Genomic DNA, 24,805 nt, shown 5'->3' on the forward strand with positions numbered 1-24,805 from the left:
CGCGCCCTTTCACGCTGATGCGGGCGTGGCGGAATTGGTAGACGCGCTGGATTTAGGTTCCAGTGTCGAGAGACGTGGGGGTTCGAGTCCCTTCGCCCGCACCACCGCCGGGGCCGCAGACGCCAGGGCTTTGTCGATTTTTGGAAAAGACGGGACACAGGATGCAGATTGCCGAAACGCTGAACGAGGGTCTTCGCCGCGAATTTTCGCTGGTCATCCCGGCTGCTGATGTGGCCGCGCGTGTCGAGGTGCGGCTGAAGGAAGTGACCAAGCAGATCCGCATGCCGGGCTTTCGGCCGGGCAAGGTGCCGGCCAATCTGGTGAAGAAGATGCATGGGCCGGCCCTGCACGGCGAGGCGGTGCAGGCGGCGGTGAACGAGGGCGTGCAGAAGCTTTTGAGTGAGAAGCAGCTGCGCCCGGCGGTGCAACCGCAGGTCGATCTCGAGGGCGAGATGGCCGAGGGGCAGGACCTGTCGCTGAAGGTGGCGCTGGAGATTCTGCCGACCATCGAGAAGGTGGATATCGAGGGCATCACGCTGGAGCGGCTGGTGGTGCCGGCAGATGAGACGGCGATTGGCGACATGCTGGAGCGGCTGGCGAGCCAGCAGCAGAAGACGGAACCCGCCAAGGCGAGCTACAAGGCCAAGGACGGCGACACGGTAGTGATCGACTTTGAGGGCAAGGTTGATGGCACGCCGTTTGAAGGCGGCAAGGGCGAGGGCATGCGCGTGCGGCTGGGCTCGGGGATGCTGATTCCGGGCTTTGAGGACCAGCTGGTAGGTGTGAAGGCCAACCAGTCGCTGACCATCAATGTCGATTTTCCGGCCGATTATGGCTCGGAGGCGCTGGCCGGCAAGCCGGCGACGTTCGACATCGTGGTGCAGGGTGTCGAGACGCCGGTGGAGACGCCGATCGACGATGACTTCGCGAAGTCGCTCGGAATCGATTCGCTCGACGCGCTGAAGGAGATTTTGACGGACCAGATCGAGGCGGAGACGGCGCAGCTGACGCGCACGCATCTGAAGCGCAAGCTGCTCGACACGCTGGCGGCGCGGCATGATTTTGCCGTGCCCGAGACGATGGTGAACGGCGAGTTTGAGCAGATCTGGGCGCAGCTGGAGCAGGAAGCCGCGCGCGCGGCCGATCCCGAGGCGGCCAAGGCCGAGATCGAGGGCGAGCGCGACGAATATCGGCGCATTGCCGAGCGGCGGGTGCGGTTGGGGCTGCTGCTCTCCGAGATCGGTGCGCAGGCGGGCATCACGGTGAGCGCCAGCGAGATGAACCGGCTGATCGGGCAGGAAGCGGCGCGCTATGCGCCTTCGGAGCAGCAGAAGGTGGTGAAGTTCTTCCAGGAAAACAGCATGGCTGCCGCCCAGCTGCGCGCGCCGCTTTATGAGGACAAGGTGGTGGACCATCTTGTGTCGAAGGCGGAGGTGACCGAGCGGCATGTGAGCAAGGCCGATCTGGAAGCCGCGATCGAGGACGAGGATGAGACGCCGGCTCATGTGCATGGGCCGGACTGCGAACATGATCATGATCACGACCATGGTGAGGCCAAGCCGGCCGCGAAGAAGCCGGCGGCGAAGAAGGCCGCTGCGAAGAAGGCGGATGCGGCGCCTGCCGACGAGGCTGAAAAGCCGGCCAAGGCGGCGGCCAAGAAGCCGGCGGCCAAGGCTGCGGCCAAGAGCGAGGATGTGGCCGAGACGCCTGCTGCCAAGAAGCCGGCGGCGAAGAAGGCGCCGGCCAAGAAGGCCTGAGCAGGGGATGTGGATGCCGCAGCCGGGGGCTGCGGCATCACCTGCTGCAAAGGGCCTCTTGAAAAGGCCGGGCAAAGGTCCAAGGTTGGCGTGGACAATGGAGACCGACATGCACGATTTGCTTCCCCCCACCCACGCTGGCCTGATTCCGATGGTGATCGAGTCCTCGAATCGCGGCGAGCGGTCGTTTGACATCTATTCGCGGCTGCTGCGCGAGCGGATCGTGTTCGTGACCGGGCAGGTCGAGGATCACATGGCCTCGGTCATTGTGGCGCAGCTGCTGTTCCTCGAGTCGGAGAATCCGAAGAAGGACATCTTCATGTACATCAACTCGCCGGGCGGGGTGGTGACGGCGGGCATGGCGATTTACGACACCATGCAATATATCCGGCCCAAGGTGGCGACGGTGTGTGTGGGGCAGGCGGCGTCGATGGGCAGCTTCCTGCTGGCCGCGGGCGAGCCGGGGATGCGCGTGGCGCTGAAGCACGCGCGGATCATGGTGCACCAGCCTTCGGGCGGGGCGCAGGGTCAGGCCAGCGACATCGAGATTCAGGCGCGCGAGATCCTGCGGATCCGCCAGACGCTGAACGAGCTTTATGTGAAGCACACGGGCCAGGACATCGACACGATCGAGCGGGCGATGGAGCGGGACAAGTTCCTGTCTGCCGATGAAGCCAAGGTGTTCGGCCTGGTGGACGAGGTGGTGGAGAAGCGGCCGCTGCCGACCGAGGATGAGGCGAGGGCGGCGGCCTGAGGCCGGCTTTTCGCCTTTCTTTTCATTCCGGTGACAATCGACCGCGCCGCTGCCCTTGCGAGGGCGGTGCAAGCGGCGCTACACTTGCGGTGAGCGAGAGAGGTAAGTCATGACCAAATTGAGCGGCGGTGATTCGAAGAGCACGCTCTACTGCAGCTTCTGCGGGAAGAGCCAGCATGAGGTGCGCAAGCTCATCGCCGGGCCGACGGTGTTCATCTGCGATGAGTGCGTCGAGCTTTGCAACGACATCATCCGCGAGGAAACCAAGACGGCGCTGGTGAAGAAATCGGGCGATGTGCCGACGCCGCGCGAGATCTGCAATGTGCTGGATGACTATGTGATCGGACAGATGCACGCCAAGCGGGTGCTGTCGGTGGCGGTGCACAACCATTACAAGCGGTTGAACCATGGCGGCAAGGGCGCCGAGGTGGAACTGGCGAAGTCGAACATCCTGCTGGTGGGGCCGACGGGTTGCGGCAAGACGCTGCTGGCGCAGACGCTGGCGCGCATCCTTGATGTGCCCTTCACCATGGCGGATGCGACGACGCTGACCGAGGCGGGTTATGTGGGCGAGGATGTGGAGAACATCATCCTGAAGCTGTTGCAGGCGAGCGATTACAATGTCGAGCGGGCGCAGCGCGGGATCGTCTATATCGATGAAATCGACAAGATTTCCCGCAAGTCCGACAATCCTTCGATCACCCGTGACGTGTCCGGGGAGGGGGTGCAGCAGGCGCTGCTGAAGATCATGGAAGGGACGACGGCGAGTGTGCCGCCGCAGGGCGGGCGCAAGCATCCGCAGCAGGAGTTTCTGCAGGTCGATACCTCCAACATCCTGTTCATTTGCGGCGGGGCCTTTGCCGGGCTGGACCGGATCATTGGCGACCGTTTGCAGGGCAAGTCGATCGGTTTTGGCGCGCATGTGGCCGCGCCCGACGAGCGGCGGGTGGGCAAGCTGTTGCGGCAGTGCGAGCCGGAGGATCTGCTGCGTTTTGGCCTGATTCCGGAGTTCATCGGGCGCTTGCCGGTGATCGCGACGCTTGAGGATCTGGATGAGGATGCGCTGATCAAGATCTTGACGGAGCCCAAGAATGCGCTGACGCGGCAATATGCGCGGCTGTTCGAGATGGAGGATGTCAAGCTGACCTTCACCGAGGATGCGCTGTCGGCCATCGCCAAGCGGGCGATCGAGCGGAAGACCGGGGCGCGCGGGCTGCGCTCGATCCTCGAGTCGATCTTGCTCGATTCGATGTTCGAGCTGCCGGGCACCGAGGGGCTGGTCGAGGTCCAGGTCGACAAGGATGTTGTGGATGGGCTGAAGCAGCCGATCCGGCTGATGGCGCAGGACAAGGCCGCCTGAGCACATTGGAAGGTTAGGAAGGTTAGGGGGCCGCGAGGCCCCCTGACTGTTTTTGCTGCGCTTTTTTGAGGGCGCTGTGAAGGCGGGTGGGTTTTCGGGGGTTTCGATTGTCTTTTACGCGGTTTTGGGCGTGTAGGACAGCGAAACCCCCGAACCTTTGGGCTCAGCCTTTGGCGACTTCGGCGCTCAATTCGGCGACGCGGAGTTCGCCTTTGCGGGTCTGGCCGCCGAGTTCCATGAAGCGGGTCATCTTCTTCATGGCGTCATCGGTGAACATGAGGGTCTGGAAGTGTTCGGCTTCGACCTTGAGGCCTTCTTCCAATGGCAGGGCCGAGGCATGGACGACCTGCTTGCCGAGCCGCACGGCATCTGGGGGGAAGCTGGCGATGCGGCGGGCGAGCGCATCGACATGGGCGCCGATCTGGTCGGCGGGGAGCGCGCGGTTGAGATAGCCCCAGCGCTCGGCGGTTTCGGCATCCATGTCGACGCCGCCGACGATGATCTCCATGGCGCGGGCGCGGCCGATGAGGCGGGGCATGCGCTGGGTGCCGGTGCCGCCGGGGATGATGCCGATGGGGACTTCCATCTGGTTGACGACCGTCTTGCCAATGACGCCGAAGCGCATGTCGAAGGACATGGACAGCTCGCTGCCGCCGCCGCCGACGCGGCCCTCGATCTGGGCGATGGAGATGCAGTCCATCGACTGGTAGCGGTTGCACATGTCCTGATAGGCGGTGGCGTCTCCGACCGGGCCTTTGGGGCCTTTGGCGATGTCGATGAGGGCTTCGACGTCGAAATGGGCGAAGAAGAAATCAGGATCCGCGCTCTTGAAGACGCAGACGCGGGCATCGGGATCGGCCTCAAGCTCGATGGCCAGGCGGGCGAGCTCGCCGAACAGATCGAGGGTGATGATGTTGATCGGCGGCGCGTTGATGACGGCGGTGATGATCACCCCGTCGCGGCTGATGTTGAGCAGCTTGTAATCGTCATAGGCCATGGCTGGTCCTCCCCCGGGTTGTTTTGCGAGAGCATAGCAGAAGGGGGGGCGGGGAAGCCTGTGGGTTTAGGGAGGGGGAGGGGCAGATGCCTCCGGGGGCTGGGGCCTTGGCCCCAGACCCGATTTGGAGGACCTGCGCTATGGGCGAGCAGCAGATCGCTATTGTCAAAACAGCGCTTGTAACGCGCTGCTAAATGACATTAGGGCTTTGAAGTTGCAATATTTTATACAATTCAGTCTATTTTCGGATGTAGGGTCCGATCTGTTGGGTTTGTCTATTCGGACGATTTAGCTTGCTAATCTTGAAAGCCGGTGGCAATTAAAAGGGGCTCGCCGTGATGGTGGGCAGAACATGAACTTGGATTGGTTCTGGATGGGGTTGTCACCGGATGGTGGCGGTTGAGTGGTCATCCCGCCCGCTCACACCGTTGGTAAGGATTGCCAACGCCGTTCAGCGCCAGTCCTCCTGGATAGGAAGACAACATGAACCCGAACGAACTCATTATCCGCTTTGACAGTGTAGACGCTCAGACCAACGGTCCGGTAAAGCGACTTGTTGGATTTGTGCGTGCGCGCAACCTGTTGCCGCTGCTAGATGCCGCTGATTTGGAAGCCAATCCGCGCACCGCCAAGACCGGGCCTATAACAGCCGATATCATCGATTCAATCGAGACGACACCCGAACTCTTCCCCTTTAAGACCAAGGGAATCCTCGTTGCCTCGGCCAACTGCCGAGAGATGGAGCGCAAGCGCTTCTATATGACGTTCGATGATCCAACGATTGAAGGCATCCTTGACGGCGGCCACAACACGCTGGCGATCGGCACGCACATTCTGGCGCTGGCGCACGGCGACCTCAGGGCAGTCAAGAAGATCAAGACTTGGCCGGACTTCAAGGAGGAGTGGTTGGCAGCGAGGGATAAGGTTAACGCACTGAAGGCGGCGACTAACTCCGGCGATGGAGGGCCGCTTGATTTTCTTGTGCCGGTCGAGGTGCTAGTCCCAAGCGATACCGAGGACGCCTTGGCGCTCGAAGCTTTCACGAGGTCGCTGCTGGAGATCTGCGCCGCCCGCAACAACAACCGCCAACTTGCCGACGAAGCCAAGGATAACAAGAAGGGGCTATATGACGATTTGCGCAAGGCCTTGCCGGATGCCCTAGCCCAGCGCGTCGAATGGAAGTCTGGAGACGGAGGCGATGTGAAGGTGCGCGATCTAGTGGCACTAGCGTGGATCCCGCTTTCCGTGACAGCACTGCCCGATGGTGCCTCCGCTCCTCGTCCAGCCGACATCTACAGCGGCAAGGGCAAGTGCTCCACCTTGTTTAGCGGCCTGATGCAACACCCTGACGTATCTACGGCTCTAGCCGATGGTACTCATGAGCTTCACAACCCGGTTGTCGCTAGCGCACTACAAGTAACGGGCTTGCTGCCAGACCTTTTTGACCGGCTCTACGCCGAGTTCCCGCGCTCCTACAACGCCAACGATGGAAAGTTCGGCAGCCTACGCGCGGTGGCTGTGGCCAAGGACCTGAAGACGAAGCCCACTAGCCCCTTTGGTAAGACAGCCGTCGACTACCGCTACCCCGATGGCTTCATTGTGCCGCTCGCCTATGGTTTGAAGGCGCTGATGGAGAGGACTCCGAACGGCCAAGTGCAGTGGAGGACAGATCCGATGGCTTTTGTCGAACAGCACCTCGATGAGATTGTACGAAAGTACAAAGTGCTCATCCAAGCCTTTGGTGGCGACGCGCAGAAGATCGGCAAGAACGAGGGCAGCTATACCCTTGCCTACGACGCCTTCGAAACCGAGTTGCTGAAGCAAACAAAGATCTGATTTTTTAGAATGTGGCGGCGTCGCTCGGTTTCCTGCCGGCGATGCCGCCCCACCCACCGCCAGAAAGTTGTTCCTAACCGCCGCAGGCGAGTGGGATTGTGGACTGTATTCTTGATCTTGGGTGATTGTGGGGAGAGCGGGAGATGGGCCCCCGCCTGCGCGGGGGTGACGGGATGGGGACGGCTTGGGATGGTTCTGGGGGTTGGGTGATGTTTGGCAGGGCGGGAGATGGGCCCCCGCCTGCGCGGGGGTGACGGGGGAAAGCGGGCGTGATGAGTATAGGGCGGGGGTGGCGGGGGAGGGACGGGGCAGAGTTGGGGTGACGGGGAAGAGCGGGGGTGACGTCTGGTTGTGGGGCGGTGCTTCGGAGAGGGTGTTGGCTTTTGCTTTGGTCTGGGGTGCAGGGGGCGTCGCTCCCTGCCTGCCGGAGGCGTTTGGCGAGGACGTAGACTTGGCCGCCTTCTTGCATGGTTTTGGCCTTGCGCGCGGGTGGGGCGGGGTCGCGATGGGCCCCCGCCTGCGCGGGGGTGACGGGATGGGGCGGGGGGTGCTTAATATAAGGCGGGGGTGACGGGGAAGAGCGGGGGTGACGTCTGGGTTTTGGGGCGGTGTTTCGGAGGGGTTTTGGCTTTTGCTTTGGTCTGGGGTGCAGGGGGCGTCGCTCCTTGCCCGCCGGAGGCTTTTGGTGAGGACTTAGACTTGGCTGCTTTCTCGCATGGTTTTGGCCTTGCGCGCGGGTGGGGTGGGGCCGCGATGGGCCCCCGCCTTCGCGGGGGTGACGAAGGGGGGCGGGTGTGACGGGTAAGGGGCGGGTGTGACGGGTAAGGGGCGGGTGTGACGGGTAAGGGGCGGGGGTGACGGGGAAGGGACGGGGCGTTCAGGGGAGGGGAGGGAAGCCGAGGTCTTTGATGGCGAGGTCTAGCCAGTGGGGGTTGGTGGCTTCGATGAGGTTGATTTTCCAGGCGCGGTTCCAGGATTTGAGGCGTTTTTCGCGGGCGATGGCGGACTGGATTTCGCTGTGGGGTTCGTACCAGACGAGTGTCTTGAGGTTGTGGGTGGTGGTGAAGCCGGGGATGAGGGACTGGCGGTGTTCGGAGATGCGGCGGGGGAGGTCGGCGGTGACGCCGATGTAGAGGGTGCCTTGGCGGCGGTTGGTGAGGATGTAGACGTGGCCGCCTTTTTGCATTGCTTTGGCCTTGCGCGCGCGCGTGGGCGGGGCCGCGATGGGCCCCCGCCTGCGCGGGGGTGACGCGAGGGGGGGCTGGAGGCTCTTAGTCTGCTAGCGGCAGGTAGATTTCGCCGCCTTTTTCGCGGAACTCGGCTGATTTTTCGGCCATGCCGGCTTCGATCATGTCCGGCGTATTCTGCTTGGCGGCGTAGTCGCGGACGTCTTGGGTGATTTTCATGCTGCAGAATTTGGGGCCGCACATGGAGCAGAAGTGGGCGACTTTGGCGCCTTCGGCGGGCAGCGTCTGGTCGTGGTATTGCAGCGCCGTTTCGGGATCGAGGCTGAGGTTGAACTGGTCGCGCCAGCGGAAGTCGAACCTTGCGCGGGAGAGCGCGTCGTCGCGGTGTTGGGCGGCGGGGTGGCCTTTGGCGAGGTCGGCGGCGTGGGCGGCGAGTTTGTAGGTGATGACGCCCGTTTTGACGTCGTTTCGGTCGGGCAGGCCGAGGTGTTCCTTCGGCGTCACGTAGCAGAGCATGGCGGTGCCGAACCAGCCGATCATGGCGGCACCGATGCCGCTGGTGATGTGATCATAGCCGGGCGCGATGTCGGTGGTGAGGGGCCCGAGCGTGTAGAAGGGGGCTTCGCCGCATTCTTTCAGCTGTTTTTCCATGTTGATCTTGATCTTGTGCATGGGGACGTGGCCGGGGCCTTCGATCATCACCTGGCAATCATGCTTCCAGGCGATCTGGGTGAGCTCGCCCAGCGTTTCGAGCTCGGCGAACTGGGCGCGGTCGTTGGCGTCGGCGATGGAGCCGGGGCGGAGGCCGTCGCCGAGGGAGAAGCTGACGTCATAGGCGCGCATGATTTCGCAGATTTCTTCGAAGTGGGTGTAGAGGAAGTTCTCCTTGTGGTGGGCGAGGCACCATTTGGCGAGGATGGAGCCGCCGCGGCTGACGATGCCGGTGACGCGGTTGGCGGTGAGGGGCACGTAAGCCAGGCGGACGCCGGCGTGGATGGTGAAATAATCGACGCCTTGTTCGGCCTGTTCGATGAGGGTGTCGCGGTAGACCTCCCATGTCAGGTCTTCGGCGACGCCGCCGACCTTTTCGAGCGCCTGGTAGATGGGGACGGTGCCGATGGGGACGGGCGAGTTGCGCAGGATCCATTCGCGGGTGTTGTGGATGTTGCGGCCTGTGCTGAGGTCCATGACATTGTCGGCGCCCCAGCGGGTGGCCCAGACCATCTTTTCGACTTCCTCGGCGACCGAGGAGGCGACCGCGCTGTTGCCGATGTTGGCGTTGATCTTGACGAGGAAATTGCGGCCGATGATCATCGGCTCGGCCTCGGGGTGGTTGATGTTGGAGGGGATGATGGCGCGCCCGCGCGCGATTTCGTCACGGACGAATTCGGGGGTGACGTAATCGGGGATTTCGGCGCCGAAGCTTTCACCGTCGCGGATCAGGCCGGCGCGTGCGGCGCGGCCGATGTTTTCACGGATGGCGACATATTCCATCTCGGCGGTGATGATGCCGCGCCGCGCATAGGCGATCTGGGTGACGGCGGCGCTGCCCTTGGCGCGCAAGGGGGTGGGGTTGACGTTTGGGAAGGGGCCGATGTCTTCGCGGCCGCCCGGCACGTTTGAGACGCCGTTATCCTCGGGTTTGACGGTGCGGCCGGTGTAGCGCTCGACGTCGCCGCGGGCTTCGATCCAGGGGGTGCGCAGCGGCGGGAGGCCGGCGGAGATGTCGATATGGGCGGTCTCGTCGGTGTAGGGGCCGGAGCAGTCGTAGATGCGGACGGGTTCTTCCTTGGCGGACGGATCGAGGGCGACTTCGCGCATGGCGACGCGGATGTTGGGGAAGAGGGTGCCGGCGACGTGGATCTTGCGGGAGCCGGGGAGCGGGCCGGTGGTGACGGGGATTTCGAGGGGGGAGTTGATGTCTGCCATGGCGCGGGCCTTGCTTGCTTGGCGAAGGGGCGCTGAGGGGTTTTGGTCCTCGCCCTCCCTCCGCCGGGGTTAACCGGATCAGGTTCTGCGGGTCTTGGCGAGGACGCCAACTCTCAGCCGCTCGATTACGGCTCCCCGGGGTTTAATCATGGTGCGCTTATGGCGCGGCTGCGTCAACTAGCGGAAGTTTTCGACGATGCCGGTGTCGGTTTTGCACAGGCGGTCCCAGAAGCGGAAATAGAGGCCGTAGTTGCAATTATAGTGGCGGTGATGGGCTTCGTGGTGGCTGGCGGTGATGATGTGGCGGCCGAAGCGGCCTTCGACCCAGGATTTGGGGAACATGTCCCAGCCCATGTGGTTGGTGACGCCCATGATGGTGGCGATGGTGAGGACGATGGCGAGTGCGGCGACATGGATGGGGATGAGGAAGGCCAGCGCGGGGATGAGGACGGCGCCGGACAGCGCCTCCCAGGGGTGGAAGCTCATGGCGGCCCAGGCGGTGGGGGGCTTGGAGGCGTGGTGGACGGCGTGGGCGGCCTTGAACAGGCGCGGGCCGTGCATCCAGCGGTGGGTCCAGTAGAACCAGCTGTCGTGGAGGAAGAGATAGAGGAGGATGGAGAGGGGGAACCAGAGCCATTCCAGCGGGGTGCTGAGGCTGGTTTGCAGCTTCGTGAGGCCGTGGGCCTTCCAGAGCTCGAGGGCGAGGCCGGCGGGGACGGCGTAGATGACGGCCGACAGCAGCGACCAGCGGATTTCGGAGGCGATCTGGCGGCGGCGCTTCTCGGGGTTGGCGGGGCCGGCGGTGATGCCGCGGCGCGCGGTGGCCCAGGCGAAACCGCCGGAGACGGCGAGATAGCGCACCACGACGATGGCGACCATGCCGAGGATGCCGAGCAGGAGAGTGGGGGCGCCGATCACGGGCTTGCTTTAGCGGCGCGCGCGCACGGGGGGAAGCGGGCAGGAATGTCGCGGGGGCGGGGTGGTGGAGCAGAGGGGGATCGAACCCCTGACCTCAGCAGTGCGATTGCTGCGCTCTCCCATCTGAGCTACTGCCCCCCACATGCGGTTCCGCTTGCGGAAGGTGGCTCCCTTAGCGGGGATGATGGGGCCGTGCAATGGGCGAATTGTGGCGGCTGGGCTTTGAAGGCGCTGGATGCCCCGCGAGGATTCGAACCTCGATAAACGGAATCAGAATCCGGTGTCTTACCATTAGACGACGGGGCAGCGCGCCGGCGGACCGTGTGCGCGGCGAATAAGGGCGCGGGGGCGCGCTGTCAATTGCGGGTGATTGCAATCTGTGACGGTCGGGTTACGGTGGCGGCAGGTTCTGTCTGGTTTGGGCACCTATGCTCTGGCCTTGCAGTGGAAACGGGATTGACGATCGATGGCGGCTGAAGCCGACCCCATATTGCGGCCTGCGGCGCCGAGCGCGCGGCGGGGCGCGGCACGGCCACCGCTGCGGCGCGGGCGCACCTATGGCGCGCTGGACCTGGGCACCAACAATTGCCGGCTTTTGATTGCGCGGCCCGCGGGCGAGGGCGACGGCGAGAGCTTTGTCGTGGTGGATGCCTTTTCGCGCGTGGTGAAGCTGGGCGAGGGGCTGCTGAACTCGGGGCGGCTTTCGGATGCGGCGATGGACCGGACGCTGGCGGCGCTGGCGGCGTGCGCCGACAAGCTGGCGCGGCGCGATGTGCGGCTGACGCGCAATGTGGCGACCGAGGCCTGCCGGCGGGCGGCGAACGGCGCGCGCTTTGTCGAGCGGGTTTATGCCGAGACGGGGATTGCGCTCGATGTGATTTCGGCGGCCGAGGAGGCGCGGCTGGCGGTTTTGGGCTGCCATACGCTGATTGCGCCGGGCGGCGCGCCGGCGCTGGTGTTTGATATTGGTGGGGGCTCGAGCGAGCTGATGCTGGTGGAGCCGGTGACGCTGGCGGGCGCGGAGCCGCGGATATTGGAGTGGGTGAGCCTGCCCTGGGGGGTGGTGAGCCTGGCTGAGACCGAGCCGGCGGCGCTGGCCGAGGCCGAGCGGGGGCCGGCCTATGCGCGGATGCTGGCGCGCGTCGCGCCCGAGCTGGACGCCTTTGCCGCCCGGTTGGCGGCGCGCGGGGTGGGGGCGGTGCAGCTTTTGGGCACGTCTGGCACGATCACCACGCTGGCGAGCGTGGAGATGGGGCTGCGCGGCTATGACCGGCGGCAGGTGGACGGCTGCGCGGTGGAGGTGGCGCCGCTCTTGACGCTGTGCCGCGAGATTGCCGGGCAGAGCGTGGATGAACGGGCGCGGATTGCGTGCATCGGGCCGGACCGGGCGGAGCTGATCGTGGCGGGCTGTGCGATCTTGGATTCGATTCTGGCGCGCTGGTCTGACGGTGCCCCGGGCGAGATGGTGCGGGTGGCGGACCGGGGGATCAGGGAAGGCATTTTGCGGATGCTGATGGGGCGTGACGGCGTCTGGACCGCGCCATGAGCGGGGGCACGGTTGGGGGCCGCTCGCGCGGGGGCAAGGTCAGGGTGAAGACGGCGAAGCGGCGGTCGGTCTCTTCGAACCGCTGGCTGGAGCGGCAGTTGAACGACCCTTATGTGGCCGCGGCCAAGGCGGCAGGATACAGGAGCCGGGCAGCCTTCAAACTGAAGGAGTTGGACGAGCAATTCAATCTCTTGTCTCAGGTTGAGCGGGTGCTGGACCTGGGCGCGGCGCCGGGGGGCTGGTGCCAGATCGTCAAGGCGCGGCGGCCCAAGGCTATGGTGGTGGGGATTGACCTGTTGCCGATCGAGCCGATGGCGGGCGTGGTGTTTTTTGAGAAGGACATTTTGGACGACGATGCCGAGGAGGTGCTCCGCGCCGCCCTTGGCGGGCCGGCCGATCTGGTGATGAGCGACATGGCGGCGAATACGGTGGGGCACAAGGCAACCGACCATTTGCGCACCATGGGGCTGATCGAGGCGGGGCTGGACATGGCCGGGCGGATGCTGCGGCCGGGCGGGACCTTTGTGGCGAAGGTGCTGGCGGGCGGCGGCGACGGCACGCTGACGGCGGCCTTGAAGGGACGGTTTGAGACGGTGAAGCATGTGAAGCCGCCGGCCAGCCGCAAGGGATCGAGCGAATGGTATGTCGTGGCCCAAGGTTTCAAGGGCTGATTCAAGGGATAGCGCGCGCTTAAGGGCTTGAGTGGCGCAGGCGCGGCTGGCAAGCAGAAGCCTGTGACTTGACGGGGGAAACGGGCATGACGGCGCGGCAGCCGGCGGAATGGGAGCGGCACAGGGCGACCTGGACGGCCTTTCCGAGCGCAGCAGAGCTTTGGGAGGATGACCTGGCCCCGGCGCAGGCCGAGGTGGCAGCGATGGTGCGCGCGCTGAGCCGGCATGAGCGGGTGGAGCTGATGGTGGCCAATGCGGCGGCCATGGCTGTAGCGCGCGAGATGCTGGCGGGCTGTGATGTCGGCTTTCATGACTATGGCTTTGGCGATATCTGGCTGCGCGATACCGGCGCGCTGTTTCTGACCTCGAGCGTGGGGCAGGCGGCGGCGGGGTTTCGCTTCAATGGCTGGGGCGGGAAATATGAGCTGGCCGGCGATGACGGGGTGGCGGCCTATATGGCGGATGCGGCCGGGGTGCCGCTGGCGCGGCATGGCTGGGTGTTGGAAGGCGGCGCCATCGATGTGGACGGCAGCGGGCTGGCGGTGACCACCGAGCAATGCCTTTTGAACCCCAACCGCAACCCGCGCATGGACGCGGCCGAGATCGAGATCGCACCTGCGCCGTGACCTTGGCATTGAAGAGGTGTTGTGGCTGGGCGAGGGGCTTTTGGGCGACCATACCGACGGCCATGTCGACAATCTGGCGCGCTTTGTCGGGCCGCGGCGGCTGGCGGTGCCCGCACCCGCACCCGATGACCCGAACCGGGCGGTGATGGTGGATGCGCATGACCGGGCGCGGGACTATGGGCTGGAGGTGGTGCTGATCCCGAGTGTGGGCCGCTATGAGCGGGACGGCGAGATTGTGCCGGCGAGCCATATGAACTTCTATGTGGCCAATGGGATTGTGGTGGTGCCGACCTATGGCGGGCCGTCGGACGCGGCGGCGGTGGCGGCGATTGGCGCCTGTTTTCCGGGCCGCGAGACGGTGGGGCTGCGGGCGGACCATATCTTGACCGGGGGCGGCAGCTTTCATTGCATCACCCAGCAGCAGCCGGAGGTTTGAGGATGCGTGAGATTGTGGCGGCGGGCTTGCAGCTGGCCTTTTCAGGCGAGCGCGACGCCGACATTGCGAAGACGGCCGACTGGGTGCGCAAGGCGGCCGCGGCGGGGGCGCAGCTGGTGTTGCCGCCCGAGCTTTTTGAGGGGCATTATTTTTGCCGGCATGAGGATGAGGGGCTGTTTGCCAACGCCCTGCCGCTCGACCGGCACCCGGCGGTGGCGGCGATGCGCGAGGTGGCGCGGGCGGAGCGGATTTTCATTCCCTGCTCGTTTTTCGAGAAGGACGGGCCGCATCATTACAACAGCCTGGCGATGATCGATGACGGCGGCAATGTGATGGGCGTCTATCGAAAGAGCCATATTCCGGATGGGCCGGGCTATGAGGAGAAATTCTATTTCCGCCCCGGCAACACCGGCTTCAAGGTGTGGGAGACGCGGCTGGGGGTGATCGGCGCAGGGATTTGCTGGGACCAATGGTATCCGGAAACGGCGCGGGCGATGATGCTGATGGGGGCGGAGATCTTGCTCTATCCCACCGCCATTGGCAGCGAGCCGCATGACCCGTCGCTCGATACACGGCGGATGTGGCGGCGCGCGATGCAGGGCCATGCGGTGAGCAATGTGGTGCCGGTTGTGGCGTGCAACCGGGTGGGGACGGAAGAAGCGGGCACGCCGCACGCCCAGAGCTTTTACGGGACCAGCTTTGTGTGTGACGAGCGCGGCGATGTGGTGAGCGAGCTGGATGACGCCGCCGAGGGCGTGGTGATGGGGCGCTTTGACCTTGACGTGGTGGCGCGGCACCGGGCGGCGTTCGGCTTTTTCCGCGACCGGCGGCCGGAGCTTTACGGGCGGCTGGCGGTGGACATTTAGGGGCGGGCGGCAAGGGCGGCTTCGAACACGGTGTCGAACATTTCCGCGGTGAGGCGGCCGGTTTGCGTGTTGAGGCGGCTGGGGTGGTAGCTGTCGATGACCGTGGTGCCGGTGTGGAGGCGGTGGACGGCGGCGTGGGCGAAGGGGTGTTTGGGGAGCTTGGCGCCGCAGGCCTTGAGCGCTGACTGGTGGGCAATCTGGCCAAGTGCGATGATGGTGGTGAGATTGGGCAGGCTCTGGATGCGGGCCTTGAGGAAGGGGCGGCAGGCGTGGATCTCGGCCGGGAGCGGCTTGTTTTGCGGGGGCGCGCAGCGCACGGCGTTGGTGATGTGGACGCCGTCTGAGAGGCTGAATTTGTCGAGTGTGTTGAAGAGCAGCGTGCCCGAGGCGTCGCCGGTGAAGGGGCGGCCGGTCTTGTTGGCGCCGCTGAGGCCCGGGGCGAGGCCGAGGATGAGCAGCCAGGCAGTGTCGGGGCCGGTGCCAGATACGGGGGCATTGTGCCAGTCGGGGTTGCGCGCCTGATTTTCCTGCCGATAGGTGACGAGGCGGGGGCAGAGGGCGCAGTCTTGAGGAGGTTCGGCGGGGTGCATGGGGACTGATGTGGCCTTGATCGGGCTGGGGAGCAACCGGCGGCATGGGCGCTTTGGGCGGCCTGAGGGCGTGGTGATGGCTGCTGTGGACGCGCTGGCGCGGGCCGGGCTGGTGGTGGAGCGGGTCTCGAAGGTGTGGCCGACCCCGCCCATGGGGCCGGGCGGGCGGCGCTTTGCCAATGCGGTGGTGGCCGGGCGCTGGGACGGGGATGCGCGGGGGCTGCTGGCGGTGTTGAAGGCGGTGGAGCGGGAGTTTGGCCGGCGCGGGGGGCGGCGCTGGGGGGACCGGGTGCTGGATCTGGACCTGCTGGGGCTGGGCGATCTGGTGGTGCGCGAGGCGGGGCTTTCGGTGCCGCATGGGGGGTTGGCGGGGCGGCGCTTTGTGCTGGATCCGCTGGTGGAGGTGGCGGCGGACTGGCGGCATCCGGTGCTGAATGCGACGGCCAGGCAGTTGCGTGCGCGGGCGATGCGTCCTAAAGCGCGCCCATTCGCGTGTGGGCCCTTAGCTCAATCGGTAGAGCGGACGCCTTTTAAGCGTTAGGTCGCGGGTTCAAATCCCGCAGGGCCCACCACGCGAAGCGCGGCGAGATTTAGCGCACGCTAAATCGAGACTCGCGCAAGCGCGGCCGGCGGGGCGGCGCGCCCCAAGCGCGCCGAACCCGTCCGACGTCAGGACGCGGCTTTGCCGCGGCCCCCAGCCAAAGGACAGCAGATGCCCCTTTCCGACTGGACGCTGAGCGACTTCACCGGCGGCGGCTATACGCGGCCTGTCTACAGGCGGGGCACAGGGCCGGCGGTGATCGTGATCCATGAAATTCCAGGCCTGCACCCGCAGGTGGTGGATTTTGGCGAGCGGCTGGTGGATGCGGGCATGACGGTGTTCATGCCGAGCCTGTTTGGCACGCCGGGCAAGACCGCGACCAAGCCTTATGCGCTGCGCTCGATGATTTCGAACATCTGTGTGCGGCGTGAGTTCAATGTGTGGAAGGATGGGCGGTCGAGCCCGATTGTGGACTGGCTGCGGGCGCTGGCGCGCTTTGCGCATGGCGAGTGTGGCGGGCCGGGCGTGGGGGCGGTGGGGATGTGTTTTACCGGGGGCTTTGCGCTGGCGATGATGACCGAGCCGAGCGTGGTGGCGCCGGTGCTGTCCCAGCCTTCGATGCCGATCCGGGGCGGGGCGCGCGGTTCGATCGATGTGTCCCCGGCCGAAATGGCCTGTGCGAAGCGGCGGATGGTGGAGGAGGATCTGACGCTGCTGGGGCTGCGCTACAAGAGCGATGCTTTTGTGCCGGATGCCCGGTTTGAGCGGCTGAAGGCGGAATTTGGCGACCGGTTTGAGGCGATCGAGCTTGAGGACGCGGATGCGAAGCCCGATACGGGGATGGCGCCGCATTCGGTGTTGACTATCCACCTGCCCGAGAGCGGGCCGGGGAAGGCGGCAGAGACGCGGACGATTGGCTTTTTCAGGGAACGGTTGGGATTATGAAGCGTGTGGTTGCGGGGCTGGCGGCGGCGCTGATGCTGATGGGCGCAGTGGGCGTGCCGGTGGTGATGCCGGGGGGCACGCGAGTGACCGACCGGGCCGAGGGCAAGGGCGCGATGGCCGAGCCGGGGCGGATGGTGGCGGTGCATTATACCGGCTGGGTGTGGAGCCAGGGGCTGAAGGGCAAGCAGTTTGACAGCTCGGTGGGGGGTGCGCCCTTTGTCTTCATGCTGGGGGCGGGCGAAGTGATTTTCGGTTGGGACGAGGGCGTGGCGGGGATGCGCGTGGGCGGCAAGCGGACGCTGCTGGTGCCGGCTTCCGCGGGCTACGGCGCGATGGGCGCGGGGCCGGACATTCCGCCCAATGCGACGCTGCTGTTCGAGGTTGAACTGGTGGATGTTCGATAGCGTGCTTGCCTGATGGGCGGGCGCGGCTATGTTGCGGCTGCGAAAAAGGCAGGTGTGACATGAGTGCGGGCGAGACGAAGCGGGTGCTGGTGTTGCAGGGCGGCGGCGCACTGGGCAGCTATCAGGCGGGCGTCTATGAGGCGCTGGAGGGGCGGTTTTTGCCGCACTGGGTGGCGGGCACGTCGATTGGCGCGATCAATGGCGCGCTGATTGCCGGCAACCGGCCGGGCGAGCGGGTGGTGCGGCTGCGCGAATTCTGGGAACTGGTGACGGGCGGGCTTTCGGTTGAAGGGGACGAACTGGGGCGGGGTCTGACGGCGCTTTGGCACCAATGGGCGGCGGGCTGGGCGGTGGTGCACGGGGCGCCGGGGTTTTTCAGGCCGCACTGGCCGCCGGTGCTGCCCTGGCTGGCGGGGCCGCTGGGCTATTATGACACAAGGCCGCTCAGGGACACGCTGGAGCGGCTGGTGGACTGGGATCTGCTCAATTCGGGCAGCGTGCGGCTGAGCGTGGGCGCGGTGAATGTGGAAACGGGGAACTTCCGCTATTTCGACACCGAGACCGAGCGGCTGGGGCCGGAGCATATCATGGCGAGCGGGGCGCTGCCGCCGGGCTTTGCGCCGGTCGAGATCGATGGCTGTTATTGGTGGGACGGGGGGCTGGTTTCGAACACGCCGCTGGAGCATGTGCTGGAGACGGGCGGCAGCGGCGACATGCTGGTGTTGCAGGTTGATCTGTTTCCGGCGCGCGGGCCGCTGCCCGAGAGCGTGGCGGAAGCCGAGGAGCGGGTGGCGGACATTCGCTTTTCGAGCCGGACGCGGCTGGTGACCAATGCCGGGGTGAAGCTGGACCGGCTGCGCTGGCAGGCGCGCAAGCTGCTGGCGCTGCTGCCCGAGGAGCTGCGCGACACGCGCGAGGCGCGGGCGCTGGCGCGCTCGGCCGAGGCGAGCGGGCGGGTGGCGATTGGCCAGCTGATCTACAAGGAGCAGCCGGTGCGCGGCGCGGCGCGGGGGCGCGAATTCAGCCGGGTGACGATGCGGGCACACTGGCAGCAGGGTCTGGCCGACATGACCGCGGGCGGGGCGCGGGCGGTGGCGCTGGCGCGCAACATGCCCGAAGGCGTGACCAGCTTTGACCTGACGGCGGACGACGATCTGGACGGGGCGCGGGAGGCGGCAGAATGAGCGGATTTCTGAGCGGCAAGGTGGCGCTGGTGACGGGGGCGACCAGCGGCATCGGGCTGGCGGTGGCCGATGCGCTGGCGGGGCAGGGCGCGGATGTGATGATCGGCGGCTTTGGCGAGGCGGATGCGATTGCAGCGACGCTCGCTGACCTTTCATCGCGGCACGGGGTACGGGCGCTGCATGACGGATCGGACCTGACCGACGGGGCGGCGGTGCGGGCGATGGTGGCGAGGTGCGAGGCCGAGCTGGGGCGGCTGGATGTGCTGGTGAACAATGCCGGGATGCAGCATGTGGCGCCCGTGGAGGACTTCCCGACCGAGCGCTGGGACCTGGTGATGGCGCTCAACCTGTCGGCGGCCTTTCATGCGATGGCGGCGGCCGTGCCGGGGATGAAGGCGCGGGGCTTTGGGCGGATCATTTCGACGGCGAGCGCGCATTCGCTGGTCGCCAGCCCCTACAAGAGCGCCTATGTGGCGGCCAAGCATGGGTTGCTGGGGCTGAGCAAGACGGTGGCGCTGGAAGTGGCCGAGCACGGGGTGACGGTGAACACCGTGTCGCCGGGCTATGTGTGGACGCCGCTGGTGGAGAAGCAAATTCCCGACACGATGAAGGCGCGCGGCATGAGCCGCGAGCAGGTGATCGAGGAGGTGCTGCTGAAGGCGCAGCCGACGCGAGCCTTTGTGACCGTGGAACAGGTGGCGGCGATGGTGGTGCACCTGTGTTCGGATGCGTGCGCGCAGGTGACGGGGGCCAATATGGTGATGGACGGCGGCTGGACGGCGGCCTGAGGGCGCGCAGCCGAATTATTGTGCGATTCAGGGAGATTGGCGCTTGCCGCGACGCGGCTGCGGGGTGACACTTGGGCAAGTGGTGGCGATTCGTCGCAGATGGTCCTCGGGAGAAGGGCTGCGCGGCGCGGTTTTTTATTGAGGGGGACTTATGGCTGTTTCTGAACATGTTGATCTGCCGCGCTTCATCGAGGGTGTGAAGAAGCGCAACCCCGGCCAGCCGGAATTCGTGCAGGCAGTGACCGAGGTGGCCGAGGACATCTTCGGCTTCATGAGCGACAAGGTGCGCTATCATGAGGCGCAGATCTTGCGGCGCATCGCTGAGCCGGACCGGGTGATCTCCTTCCGCGTGTGCTGGGAGGATGACAAGGGCAATATCCGGGTGCAGCGCGGCTGGCGGGTGCAGAACAACAATGCCATCGGGCCCTACAAGGGCGGTATCCGCTTTCACCCGAGCGTGACCGAGAGCGTGCTGAAGTTTCTGGCCTTTGAGCAGACCTTCAAGAATGCGCTGACCGGGCTGCCGATGGGCGGCGGCAAGGGCGGCTCGAACTTCAACCCCAAGGGCAAGAGCGTCAATGAGATCATGCGCTTCTGCCAGAGCTTCATGACCGAGCTTTACCGACATATCGGCGCGGATGTGGACGTGCCGGCGGGCGATATTGGCGTGGGCGGCCGCGAGATCGGCTTCATGTTTGGCCAGTACAAGCGGATCACCAACAATTTTACCGGCGTCTTGACCGGCAAGGGGCTGGAATGGGGCGGCTCGCTGATCCGCACCGAGGCGACCGGCTATGGCGCGGTCTATTTCCTGCAGAACATGCTGAAGACCAAGGGCAATTCGATCGAGGGCAAGACGGCGGTGATCTCGGGATCGGGCAATGTGGCGACGCATGCGGCCGAGAAGATCGTGCAATTGGGCGGCAAGGTGCTGACGCTTTCGGATTCGGAAGGCTTTGTGCACGACCCCGATGGCTTCACCCAGGAGAAGATCGACTGGGTGAAGGAGCACAAGACGCACCGGCGCGGGCGGATTTCGGAATATGCAAAGGAATTCAAGGGTGCGACCTTCCATGGCGGCGGGGCCCGGCCCTGGAGTGTGCCGTGTGACCTGGCGCTGCCGTGTGCGACGCAGAATGAGCTCAATGGCGAGGAGGCCAAGACGCTGCTGAAGAACGGCTGCATGGCTGTTTCGGAAGGGGCGAACATGCCGACCGACCTTGACGGGGTGCATGTCTTCAAGGCGGCGAAGATCCTTTATGCGCCGGGCAAGGCGTCGAACGCCGGCGGCGTGGCGGTGTCGGGACTGGAGATGAGCCAGAATTCGGCGCGGATCAGCTGGAAGGAAGCCGAGCTGCAGCAGCATCTGCTCGACATCATGGCCGGCATTCATGAGCGCTGCCTGGAATATGGCTCGGACGGGAAGGGCTATACCGACTATGTGAAGGGGGCGAACATCGCCGGCTTCAAGAAGGTGGCGGATTCGATGCTGGCTTACGGCGTGGTCTGAAGAACGCTTCACAGCTTGTTGATTTTGGGGGAAGTTGAATGACCAAGGCATCTGATCTGCTGGTGCAGTGCCTCGAGGGCGAGGGCGTTGAATATGTGTTTGGGGTGCCGGGCGAGGAGAATCTCGACTTTCTCGACAGCCTGTCACGCTCGACCAAGATCAAGCTCATTCTGACGCGGCACGAACAGGGGGCGGGGTTCATGGCCTCCACCTATGGGCGGCATACCGGCAAGGCCGGCGTTTGTGTGGCCACGCTCGGGCCCGGCGCGACGAACTTCGTGACCGCGGCCGCCTATGCCTTTCTGGGCGGGATGCCGATGCTGATGATTACGGGTCAGAAGCCGATCAAGAAATCGAAGCAGGGCCGGTTTCAGATCCTCGACGTGGTCGACATGATGCGGCCGATCACCAAATATACGCACCAGCTGGCGAGCGCCGACAATATTCCGGCGCGCACCCGCGAGGCCTTCCGGCTGGCGCAGGAGGAGAAGCCGGGCGCGACGCACCTTGAGCTGCCCGAGGACATTGCGCACGACCCGACCGACGCGACGCCGATTGCGCCGAGCTATGCTCGGCGGCCGCTGGCGGATTTCGAAGTCGATTTTGGCGGCGGTGCGGGCGATTGAAGGGGCGAAGGCGCCGATCCTGGTGATCGGTGCGGGCGCGAACCGTACAATGACGTCGAAGATGTTGCTGGAATTCGTTGAAAAGACGGGGATTCCGTTCTTGACGACGCAGCTGGGCAAGGGCGTGATTGATGAGCGGCACCCGAAGTTTGTTGGCTGCGCGGCGCTGTCTTCGGGCGATTTCGTGCATGCCGCGATCAGGAAGGCCGATGTGATCGTCAATATCGGCCATGACGTGATCGAGAAGCCGCCGTTCTTCATGGGCAATGACGGGACGACCGTGGTGCACATGAGCTTCCGCTCGGCTGAGGTGGACCCGGTGTATTTTCCGCAGATCGAGGTGGTGGGCGATATTGCCAATGCGGTGTGGCAGCTGAAGGAAGCGATCCGCGTGCAGCCGCACTGGGATTTTGCCGGCATGCTGGCGGCGCGCGCCGCCGAAGTGGCGCACCGCGATGCGGCCATTGATGACATGCGCTGCCCGATTTATCCGCAGTATTTGGTGGATCAGGTGCGCAAGGCGATGCCGGAGGACGGGATCATTGCGCTGGACAATGGCGTTTACAAGATCTGGTTTGCGCGGAACTACACTGCTTATCAGCCGAACACGGTGCTGCTGGACAATGCGCTGGCGACGATGGGGGCGGGGCTGCCGAGCGCCATGGCATCGAACATGGTTTATCCTGACCGCAAGGTGATGGCGATCTGCGGCGATGGCGGGTTCATGATGAACAGCCAGGAGATGGAGACGGCGGTGCGGCTGGGGCTGAACATCACCGTGCTCATCTTGAACGACAACAGCTATGGGATGATCCGCTGGAAGCAGGCGAACATGGGCTTCAAGGACTGGGGGCTGACCTATGGCAACCCGGACTTTGTCGCCTATGCCGAGAGCTACGGCGCGAAGGGGCATAGGGTGACGAGCGCCGAGATGCTTCCCGGTTTGTTTGAGCATTGTTTGAATACGCCTGGCGTGCATCTGATTGATTGCCCGGTGGATTATTCGGACAATGACCGGATCTTGAACAAGGACATCAAGGAGCTGAGCGCGACCCTCTGATGCGGGGCGCGCTGGCCCTGGCGCTTCTGGCCGGGCTTTCGGCGTGTGTGTCGACCGCCGGGCGGACGCCGGGCGCGGGGGCTGCGGCTGATTTTGATGTGGCGCGGTTTTTTGAGGGGGCGACGCAGGGGCGCGGCACGCTGAAGATCGTGTTTCAGGGGCGCGAGGAGGTGCGCGTGGCGGGGCGCGGGCGAGTGGAGGATGGGGTGATCATCCTCGACCAGACGGTCTGGCGGGGCGAACGGGCGGCGGAGACGCGGCAATGGCGGCTGCGGGCCGACGGGGCGGGGCGGCTTTCGGGGACGCTGTCGGACGCGGCGGGGCCGGTTTCGGGCGCGGTTGAGGGCAATGTGCTGCATTTGCGCTTTTCCATGAATGGCGGCGTGAAGGCGGACCAGTGGCTGACGCTTCAGCCGGGCGGCGCGCGGGTGGAGAATGTGATGGTGATGCGCAAGTTCGGGCTGCCGGTGGCGCGGCTGGATGAGGTGATTTTGCGGGTGGGGGAATAGGGGCGCAATTGGCGCAGATTTTCCTGCAACCGTTCGGGGCGGATTGGCGTATCATCGGGTGTTGAGGCGGGGTGCTTTGACGGCGGGGTTTCGGCTCCTGCGTCGGGCGGGTCGCTTCATCGGGGCGCTGGTTTTGCCTCTGCCGGGAGCGCGGCGTAGCTGTTTTGGCGGTCTTGGCTTTTGTTCAACACTTAGTGGAAGGACACCGAGATGACTGACAAGAAGAAGGCCGAGGAGATCAACGATCAGGACCTGGACCAGGTGGCTGGTGGTCTGCTGCAGTTCGAGATTCAGAATGTGGTGAAGAAGCCGACGGCGCCGACCGGCATCGCCAAGCCGTCGTTGAACATGGAAACCAAGTTCGAAGACGAGTGAGCGCGGCGGCGCTTGCGGATGGACGGCGGCTGGCTTGGCTGGCCGCCGTCGTTCGTTTGGGGCTTTGGTCGCTTCAGAGCTGAGGCTCAGCTTGCCAGTTTGCGGGCCGTTTCGAGATATTGCTGGATTTGGGTGGGGGTGGCGGCGCGGATGGGGCCGAGGACTTTGAGGTGGGTGACCTTGAGGCCGATGAAGTCGAGGATCTGGCGGCGGATGATGTTGGGCCAGCCGTTGCGGTAGCCGAGCCAGAGATACCAGGGGGGTGTGTCGGCGGTGATGAGGACGCGGGCGGTGCGGCCTTCGAGGAGTTTTTTGGGGAAGTGGCCGTCGCCTTCATAGGCGAAGGCGATGCCGGGGAGGAAGACGCGGTCGAACAGGCCCTTGAGCTTGGCCGGCGCGGCGCCCCACCAGAGCGGGTGGACGAGGATGAAGGTATCACACCAGCGCAGGGCTTCGAGGAAGGCGAGGAGATCGGGCTCGTGCTCCTGCCGCGTCTTGTAGCCGCCGGCGAGATTGAGATCGAACGTCATGGCGGACAACTGCATGTGGCGGACCTCGGCGCCGCGGGCCTGGGCGGCTTCGGCGGCGGCGGTGGCGAGCGCGCTGCAGAGCGAGGTTTCGTCTGGATGGCCGCAGAGGACCAGAACACGGGCGGAGACGGTCATGGGATGGCCTTTCTCTATGGGGTCCAGCGGTCAGCGGCGGCGTCGTCGGCCTGTTTGGCTTCGACCCATTTGCTTGTGCCGTCGGCATGGTCTTCGCGTTTCCAAAAAGGGGCTTTGGTCTTGAGCCAGTCCATGAGGAAGGTGGCGGCCTCGAAGGCGGACTGGCGGTGGGGGCTGGCGGTGGTGACGAGGACGATGGCCTCGCCGGGCAGCAGGCGGCCGTGGCGGTGGATGATGGTGCCGGTGACATCGCGCCAGCGGGCAGCGGCCTGATCGGCGATGGCCTGCATGGCGGCGAGCGTCATGGCGGGATAATGTTCGAGGGTGAGGGCGATGAGGCCATCATCGGCGCGGACGAGGCCGGTGAAGGTGAGCGCTGCGCCGAGATCTGTGCGGCCTTTTGTGAGCGCGTCGGCTTCGGCTTGGGCGTTGAAGGGGTCACGCTGGAGGCGGGCGGTGATGGCCATGGGGCTCAGCCGCCGGTGACGGGGGGGAAGATGGCGATTTCGCGGGCGCCTTCAAGCGGGGTTTCGGGCGGGGCGAAGCGCATGTCGCGCGCGGTGCGGATGTTGGCGCGGTCGGACAGGGCCTGGGCATGGGCGGGGGAGCGGGCCTGTAGCCAGTCGAGCAGGTCGGCGATGGTGGCGAGGCTTTCGGGCGGTTGCACGGTTTCGCTCTCAAGGCCGATGATTTCGCGGACCCAGGCGAAGTAGAGAATCTGCATG

23 protein-coding genes, 4 tRNA genes, 2 pseudogenes and 1 riboswitch are annotated in these 24,805 nt (G+C 65.2%); of the genes and pseudogenes, 19 read left to right on the plus strand and 10 right to left on the minus strand.

What is annotated here, in order from left to right; genetic code table 11:
• The first annotated feature begins 19 nt into the window (after positions 1–19).
• From ACMVO5_RS02395 to clpX, 4 genes are all read left to right on the plus strand, one after another.
• Positions 20–104: transfer RNA gene (locus tag ACMVO5_RS02395), tRNA-Leu, on the plus strand.
• 57 nt (positions 105–161) lie between these two features.
• On the plus strand, positions 162–1,757 hold the full coding sequence (gene tig, locus ACMVO5_RS02400; RefSeq protein WP_416908493.1) for a trigger factor: 1,596 nt from the start codon (positions 162–164) through the stop codon (positions 1,755–1,757).
• 109 nt (positions 1,758–1,866) lie between these two features.
• A complete protein-coding gene (clpP, locus tag ACMVO5_RS02405) occupies positions 1,867–2,511 on the plus strand; it encodes an ATP-dependent Clp endopeptidase proteolytic subunit ClpP (RefSeq protein ID WP_416908494.1) in 645 nt (214 codons plus the stop codon).
• 109 nt (positions 2,512–2,620) lie between these two features.
• Complete coding sequence (clpX, locus tag ACMVO5_RS02410) at positions 2,621–3,871, plus strand: ATP-dependent Clp protease ATP-binding subunit ClpX (protein WP_416908495.1); 1,251 nt, start codon at positions 2,621–2,623, stop codon at positions 3,869–3,871.
• 163 nt (positions 3,872–4,034) lie between these two features.
• On the opposite strand, the gene ACMVO5_RS02415 is transcribed toward clpX, so the two are convergent.
• Positions 4,035–4,868 (minus strand): enoyl-CoA hydratase/isomerase family protein, encoded by an 834-nt coding sequence (locus ACMVO5_RS02415; protein ID WP_416908496.1) that lies wholly within the window; start codon positions 4,866–4,868, stop codon positions 4,035–4,037.
• 483 nt (positions 4,869–5,351) lie between these two features.
• On the opposite strand from ACMVO5_RS02415, the gene ACMVO5_RS02420 reads away from it, so the two are divergent.
• Positions 5,352–6,704, plus strand: coding sequence for a hypothetical protein (locus ACMVO5_RS02420; protein ID WP_416908497.1), 1,353 nt, complete (start codon positions 5,352–5,354; stop codon positions 6,702–6,704).
• Between the two features lie 877 nt (positions 6,705–7,581).
• On the opposite strand, the gene ACMVO5_RS02425 is transcribed toward ACMVO5_RS02420, so the two are convergent.
• The 5 genes from ACMVO5_RS02425 to ACMVO5_RS02445 all read right to left on the minus strand — a co-directional run bounded on the left by ACMVO5_RS02425 (position 7,582) and on the right by ACMVO5_RS02445 (position 11,044).
• Entirely contained in the window at positions 7,582–7,890 is a 309-nt protein-coding gene (locus ACMVO5_RS02425; protein ID WP_416908498.1) for a GIY-YIG nuclease family protein, read from the minus strand.
• A gap of 85 nt (positions 7,891–7,975) precedes the next feature.
• A complete protein-coding gene (thiC, locus tag ACMVO5_RS02430) occupies positions 7,976–9,820 on the minus strand; it encodes a phosphomethylpyrimidine synthase ThiC (protein ID WP_416908499.1) in 1,845 nt (614 codons plus the stop codon).
• Positions 9,821–9,858: 38 nt separating this feature from the next.
• Positions 9,859–9,968, minus strand: a riboswitch (TPP riboswitch).
• 29 nt (positions 9,969–9,997) lie between these two features.
• A complete protein-coding gene (locus tag ACMVO5_RS02435) occupies positions 9,998–10,699 on the minus strand; it encodes a sterol desaturase family protein (RefSeq protein WP_416909280.1) in 702 nt (233 codons plus the stop codon).
• Between the two features lie 101 nt (positions 10,700–10,800).
• Positions 10,801–10,876: transfer RNA gene (locus ACMVO5_RS02440), tRNA-Ala, on the minus strand.
• A gap of 94 nt (positions 10,877–10,970) precedes the next feature.
• A tRNA-Gln gene (locus tag ACMVO5_RS02445) sits at positions 10,971–11,044 on the minus strand.
• A 160-nt stretch (positions 11,045–11,204) separates the two neighbouring features.
• Between ACMVO5_RS02445 and ACMVO5_RS02450 the strand changes: the two genes are divergently transcribed.
• The 4 genes and pseudogenes from ACMVO5_RS02450 (at position 11,205) to aguB (ending at position 14,883) form a co-directional block, all read left to right on the plus strand.
• Positions 11,205–12,284, plus strand: a complete 1,080-nt coding sequence (locus ACMVO5_RS02450) for a Ppx/GppA phosphatase family protein (RefSeq protein WP_416908500.1) — start codon at positions 11,205–11,207, stop codon at positions 12,282–12,284.
• Positions 12,281–12,955 (plus strand): RlmE family RNA methyltransferase, encoded by a 675-nt coding sequence (locus ACMVO5_RS02455; RefSeq protein WP_416908501.1) that lies wholly within the window; start codon positions 12,281–12,283, stop codon positions 12,953–12,955. Before ACMVO5_RS02450 ends, ACMVO5_RS02455 begins: the two co-directional genes overlap by 4 nt.
• Before the next feature lie 86 nt (positions 12,956–13,041).
• Positions 13,042–14,017, plus strand: a pseudogene (locus ACMVO5_RS02460) (agmatine deiminase family protein).
• 2 nt (positions 14,018–14,019) lie between these two features.
• Positions 14,020–14,883, plus strand: coding sequence for an N-carbamoylputrescine amidase (aguB, locus tag ACMVO5_RS02465; RefSeq protein WP_416908502.1), 864 nt, complete (start codon positions 14,020–14,022; stop codon positions 14,881–14,883).
• Here aguB and ACMVO5_RS02470 read toward each other — a convergent pair.
• Entirely contained in the window at positions 14,880–15,473 is a 594-nt protein-coding gene (locus ACMVO5_RS02470) for a uracil-DNA glycosylase (RefSeq protein WP_416908503.1), read from the minus strand. The genes aguB and ACMVO5_RS02470 overlap by 4 nt on opposite strands.
• Positions 15,474–15,549: 76 nt before the next feature.
• Between ACMVO5_RS02470 and folK the strand changes: the two genes are divergently transcribed.
• The 10 genes and pseudogenes from folK to ACMVO5_RS02520 all read left to right on the plus strand — a co-directional run bounded on the left by folK (position 15,550) and on the right by ACMVO5_RS02520 (position 23,415).
• Positions 15,550–16,014: a 2-amino-4-hydroxy-6-hydroxymethyldihydropteridine diphosphokinase gene (gene folK, locus ACMVO5_RS02475; RefSeq protein ID WP_416909281.1), complete on the plus strand. Its 465-nt coding sequence runs from the start codon at positions 15,550–15,552 to the stop codon at positions 16,012–16,014.
• A tRNA-Lys gene (locus ACMVO5_RS02480) sits at positions 15,970–16,045 on the plus strand. Before folK ends, ACMVO5_RS02480 begins: the two co-directional genes overlap by 45 nt.
• Before the next feature lie 140 nt (positions 16,046–16,185).
• Positions 16,186–16,959: a dienelactone hydrolase family protein gene (locus ACMVO5_RS02485; RefSeq protein WP_416908504.1), complete on the plus strand. Its 774-nt coding sequence runs from the start codon at positions 16,186–16,188 to the stop codon at positions 16,957–16,959.
• Positions 16,956–17,363, plus strand: coding sequence for an FKBP-type peptidyl-prolyl cis-trans isomerase (locus ACMVO5_RS02490; RefSeq protein ID WP_416908505.1), 408 nt, complete (start codon positions 16,956–16,958; stop codon positions 17,361–17,363). The genes ACMVO5_RS02485 and ACMVO5_RS02490 overlap by 4 nt, the downstream gene beginning before the upstream one ends.
• 59 nt (positions 17,364–17,422) lie before the next feature.
• Positions 17,423–18,547, plus strand: a complete 1,125-nt coding sequence (locus ACMVO5_RS02495; RefSeq protein ID WP_416908506.1) for a patatin-like phospholipase family protein — start codon at positions 17,423–17,425, stop codon at positions 18,545–18,547.
• Complete coding sequence (locus ACMVO5_RS02500) at positions 18,544–19,335, plus strand: 3-hydroxybutyrate dehydrogenase (protein ID WP_416908507.1); 792 nt, start codon at positions 18,544–18,546, stop codon at positions 19,333–19,335. The genes ACMVO5_RS02495 and ACMVO5_RS02500 overlap by 4 nt, the downstream gene beginning before the upstream one ends.
• A gap of 151 nt (positions 19,336–19,486) precedes the next feature.
• On the plus strand, positions 19,487–20,845 hold the full coding sequence (gdhA, locus tag ACMVO5_RS02505; protein ID WP_416908508.1) for an NADP-specific glutamate dehydrogenase: 1,359 nt from the start codon (positions 19,487–19,489) through the stop codon (positions 20,843–20,845).
• A 38-nt stretch (positions 20,846–20,883) separates the two neighbouring features.
• Positions 20,884–22,531 (plus strand): annotated as a pseudogene (locus ACMVO5_RS02510) (acetolactate synthase large subunit).
• A complete protein-coding gene (locus ACMVO5_RS02515) occupies positions 22,531–23,040 on the plus strand; it encodes a DUF3833 family protein (RefSeq protein WP_416908509.1) in 510 nt (169 codons plus the stop codon). The pseudogene ACMVO5_RS02510 and the gene ACMVO5_RS02515 overlap by 1 nt, the downstream one beginning before the upstream one ends.
• A gap of 210 nt (positions 23,041–23,250) precedes the next feature.
• Positions 23,251–23,415 carry a hypothetical protein gene (locus tag ACMVO5_RS02520; RefSeq protein ID WP_416908511.1) on the plus strand — a complete coding sequence of 55 codons (165 nt, stop codon included), beginning with the start codon at positions 23,251–23,253 and terminating at the stop codon, positions 23,413–23,415.
• An 86-nt stretch (positions 23,416–23,501) separates the two neighbouring features.
• Here ACMVO5_RS02520 and ACMVO5_RS02525 read toward each other — a convergent pair whose 3' ends face one another.
• Genes ACMVO5_RS02525 through moaD form a run of 3 tightly spaced genes read right to left on the minus strand, consistent with a single transcriptional unit; the run spans position 23,502 to position 24,804 of the window.
• Positions 23,502–24,080 (minus strand): NAD(P)H-dependent oxidoreductase, encoded by a 579-nt coding sequence (locus ACMVO5_RS02525; protein ID WP_416908513.1) that lies wholly within the window; start codon positions 24,078–24,080, stop codon positions 23,502–23,504.
• Between the two features lie 14 nt (positions 24,081–24,094).
• Positions 24,095–24,547, minus strand: a complete 453-nt coding sequence (locus ACMVO5_RS02530; RefSeq protein WP_416908514.1) for a molybdenum cofactor biosynthesis protein MoaE — start codon at positions 24,545–24,547, stop codon at positions 24,095–24,097.
• 5 nt (positions 24,548–24,552) lie between these two features.
• Positions 24,553–24,804 carry a molybdopterin converting factor subunit 1 gene (gene moaD / locus ACMVO5_RS02535; RefSeq protein WP_416908515.1) on the minus strand — a complete coding sequence of 84 codons (252 nt, stop codon included), beginning with the start codon at positions 24,802–24,804 and terminating at the stop codon, positions 24,553–24,555.
• Between the last annotated feature and the right edge of the window lies 1 nt (position 24,805).

This window comes from Polymorphobacter sp. (assembly GCF_048007885.1).
In the GTDB taxonomy this organism is placed as follows: domain Bacteria; phylum Pseudomonadota; class Alphaproteobacteria; order Sphingomonadales; family Sphingomonadaceae; genus Sandarakinorhabdus.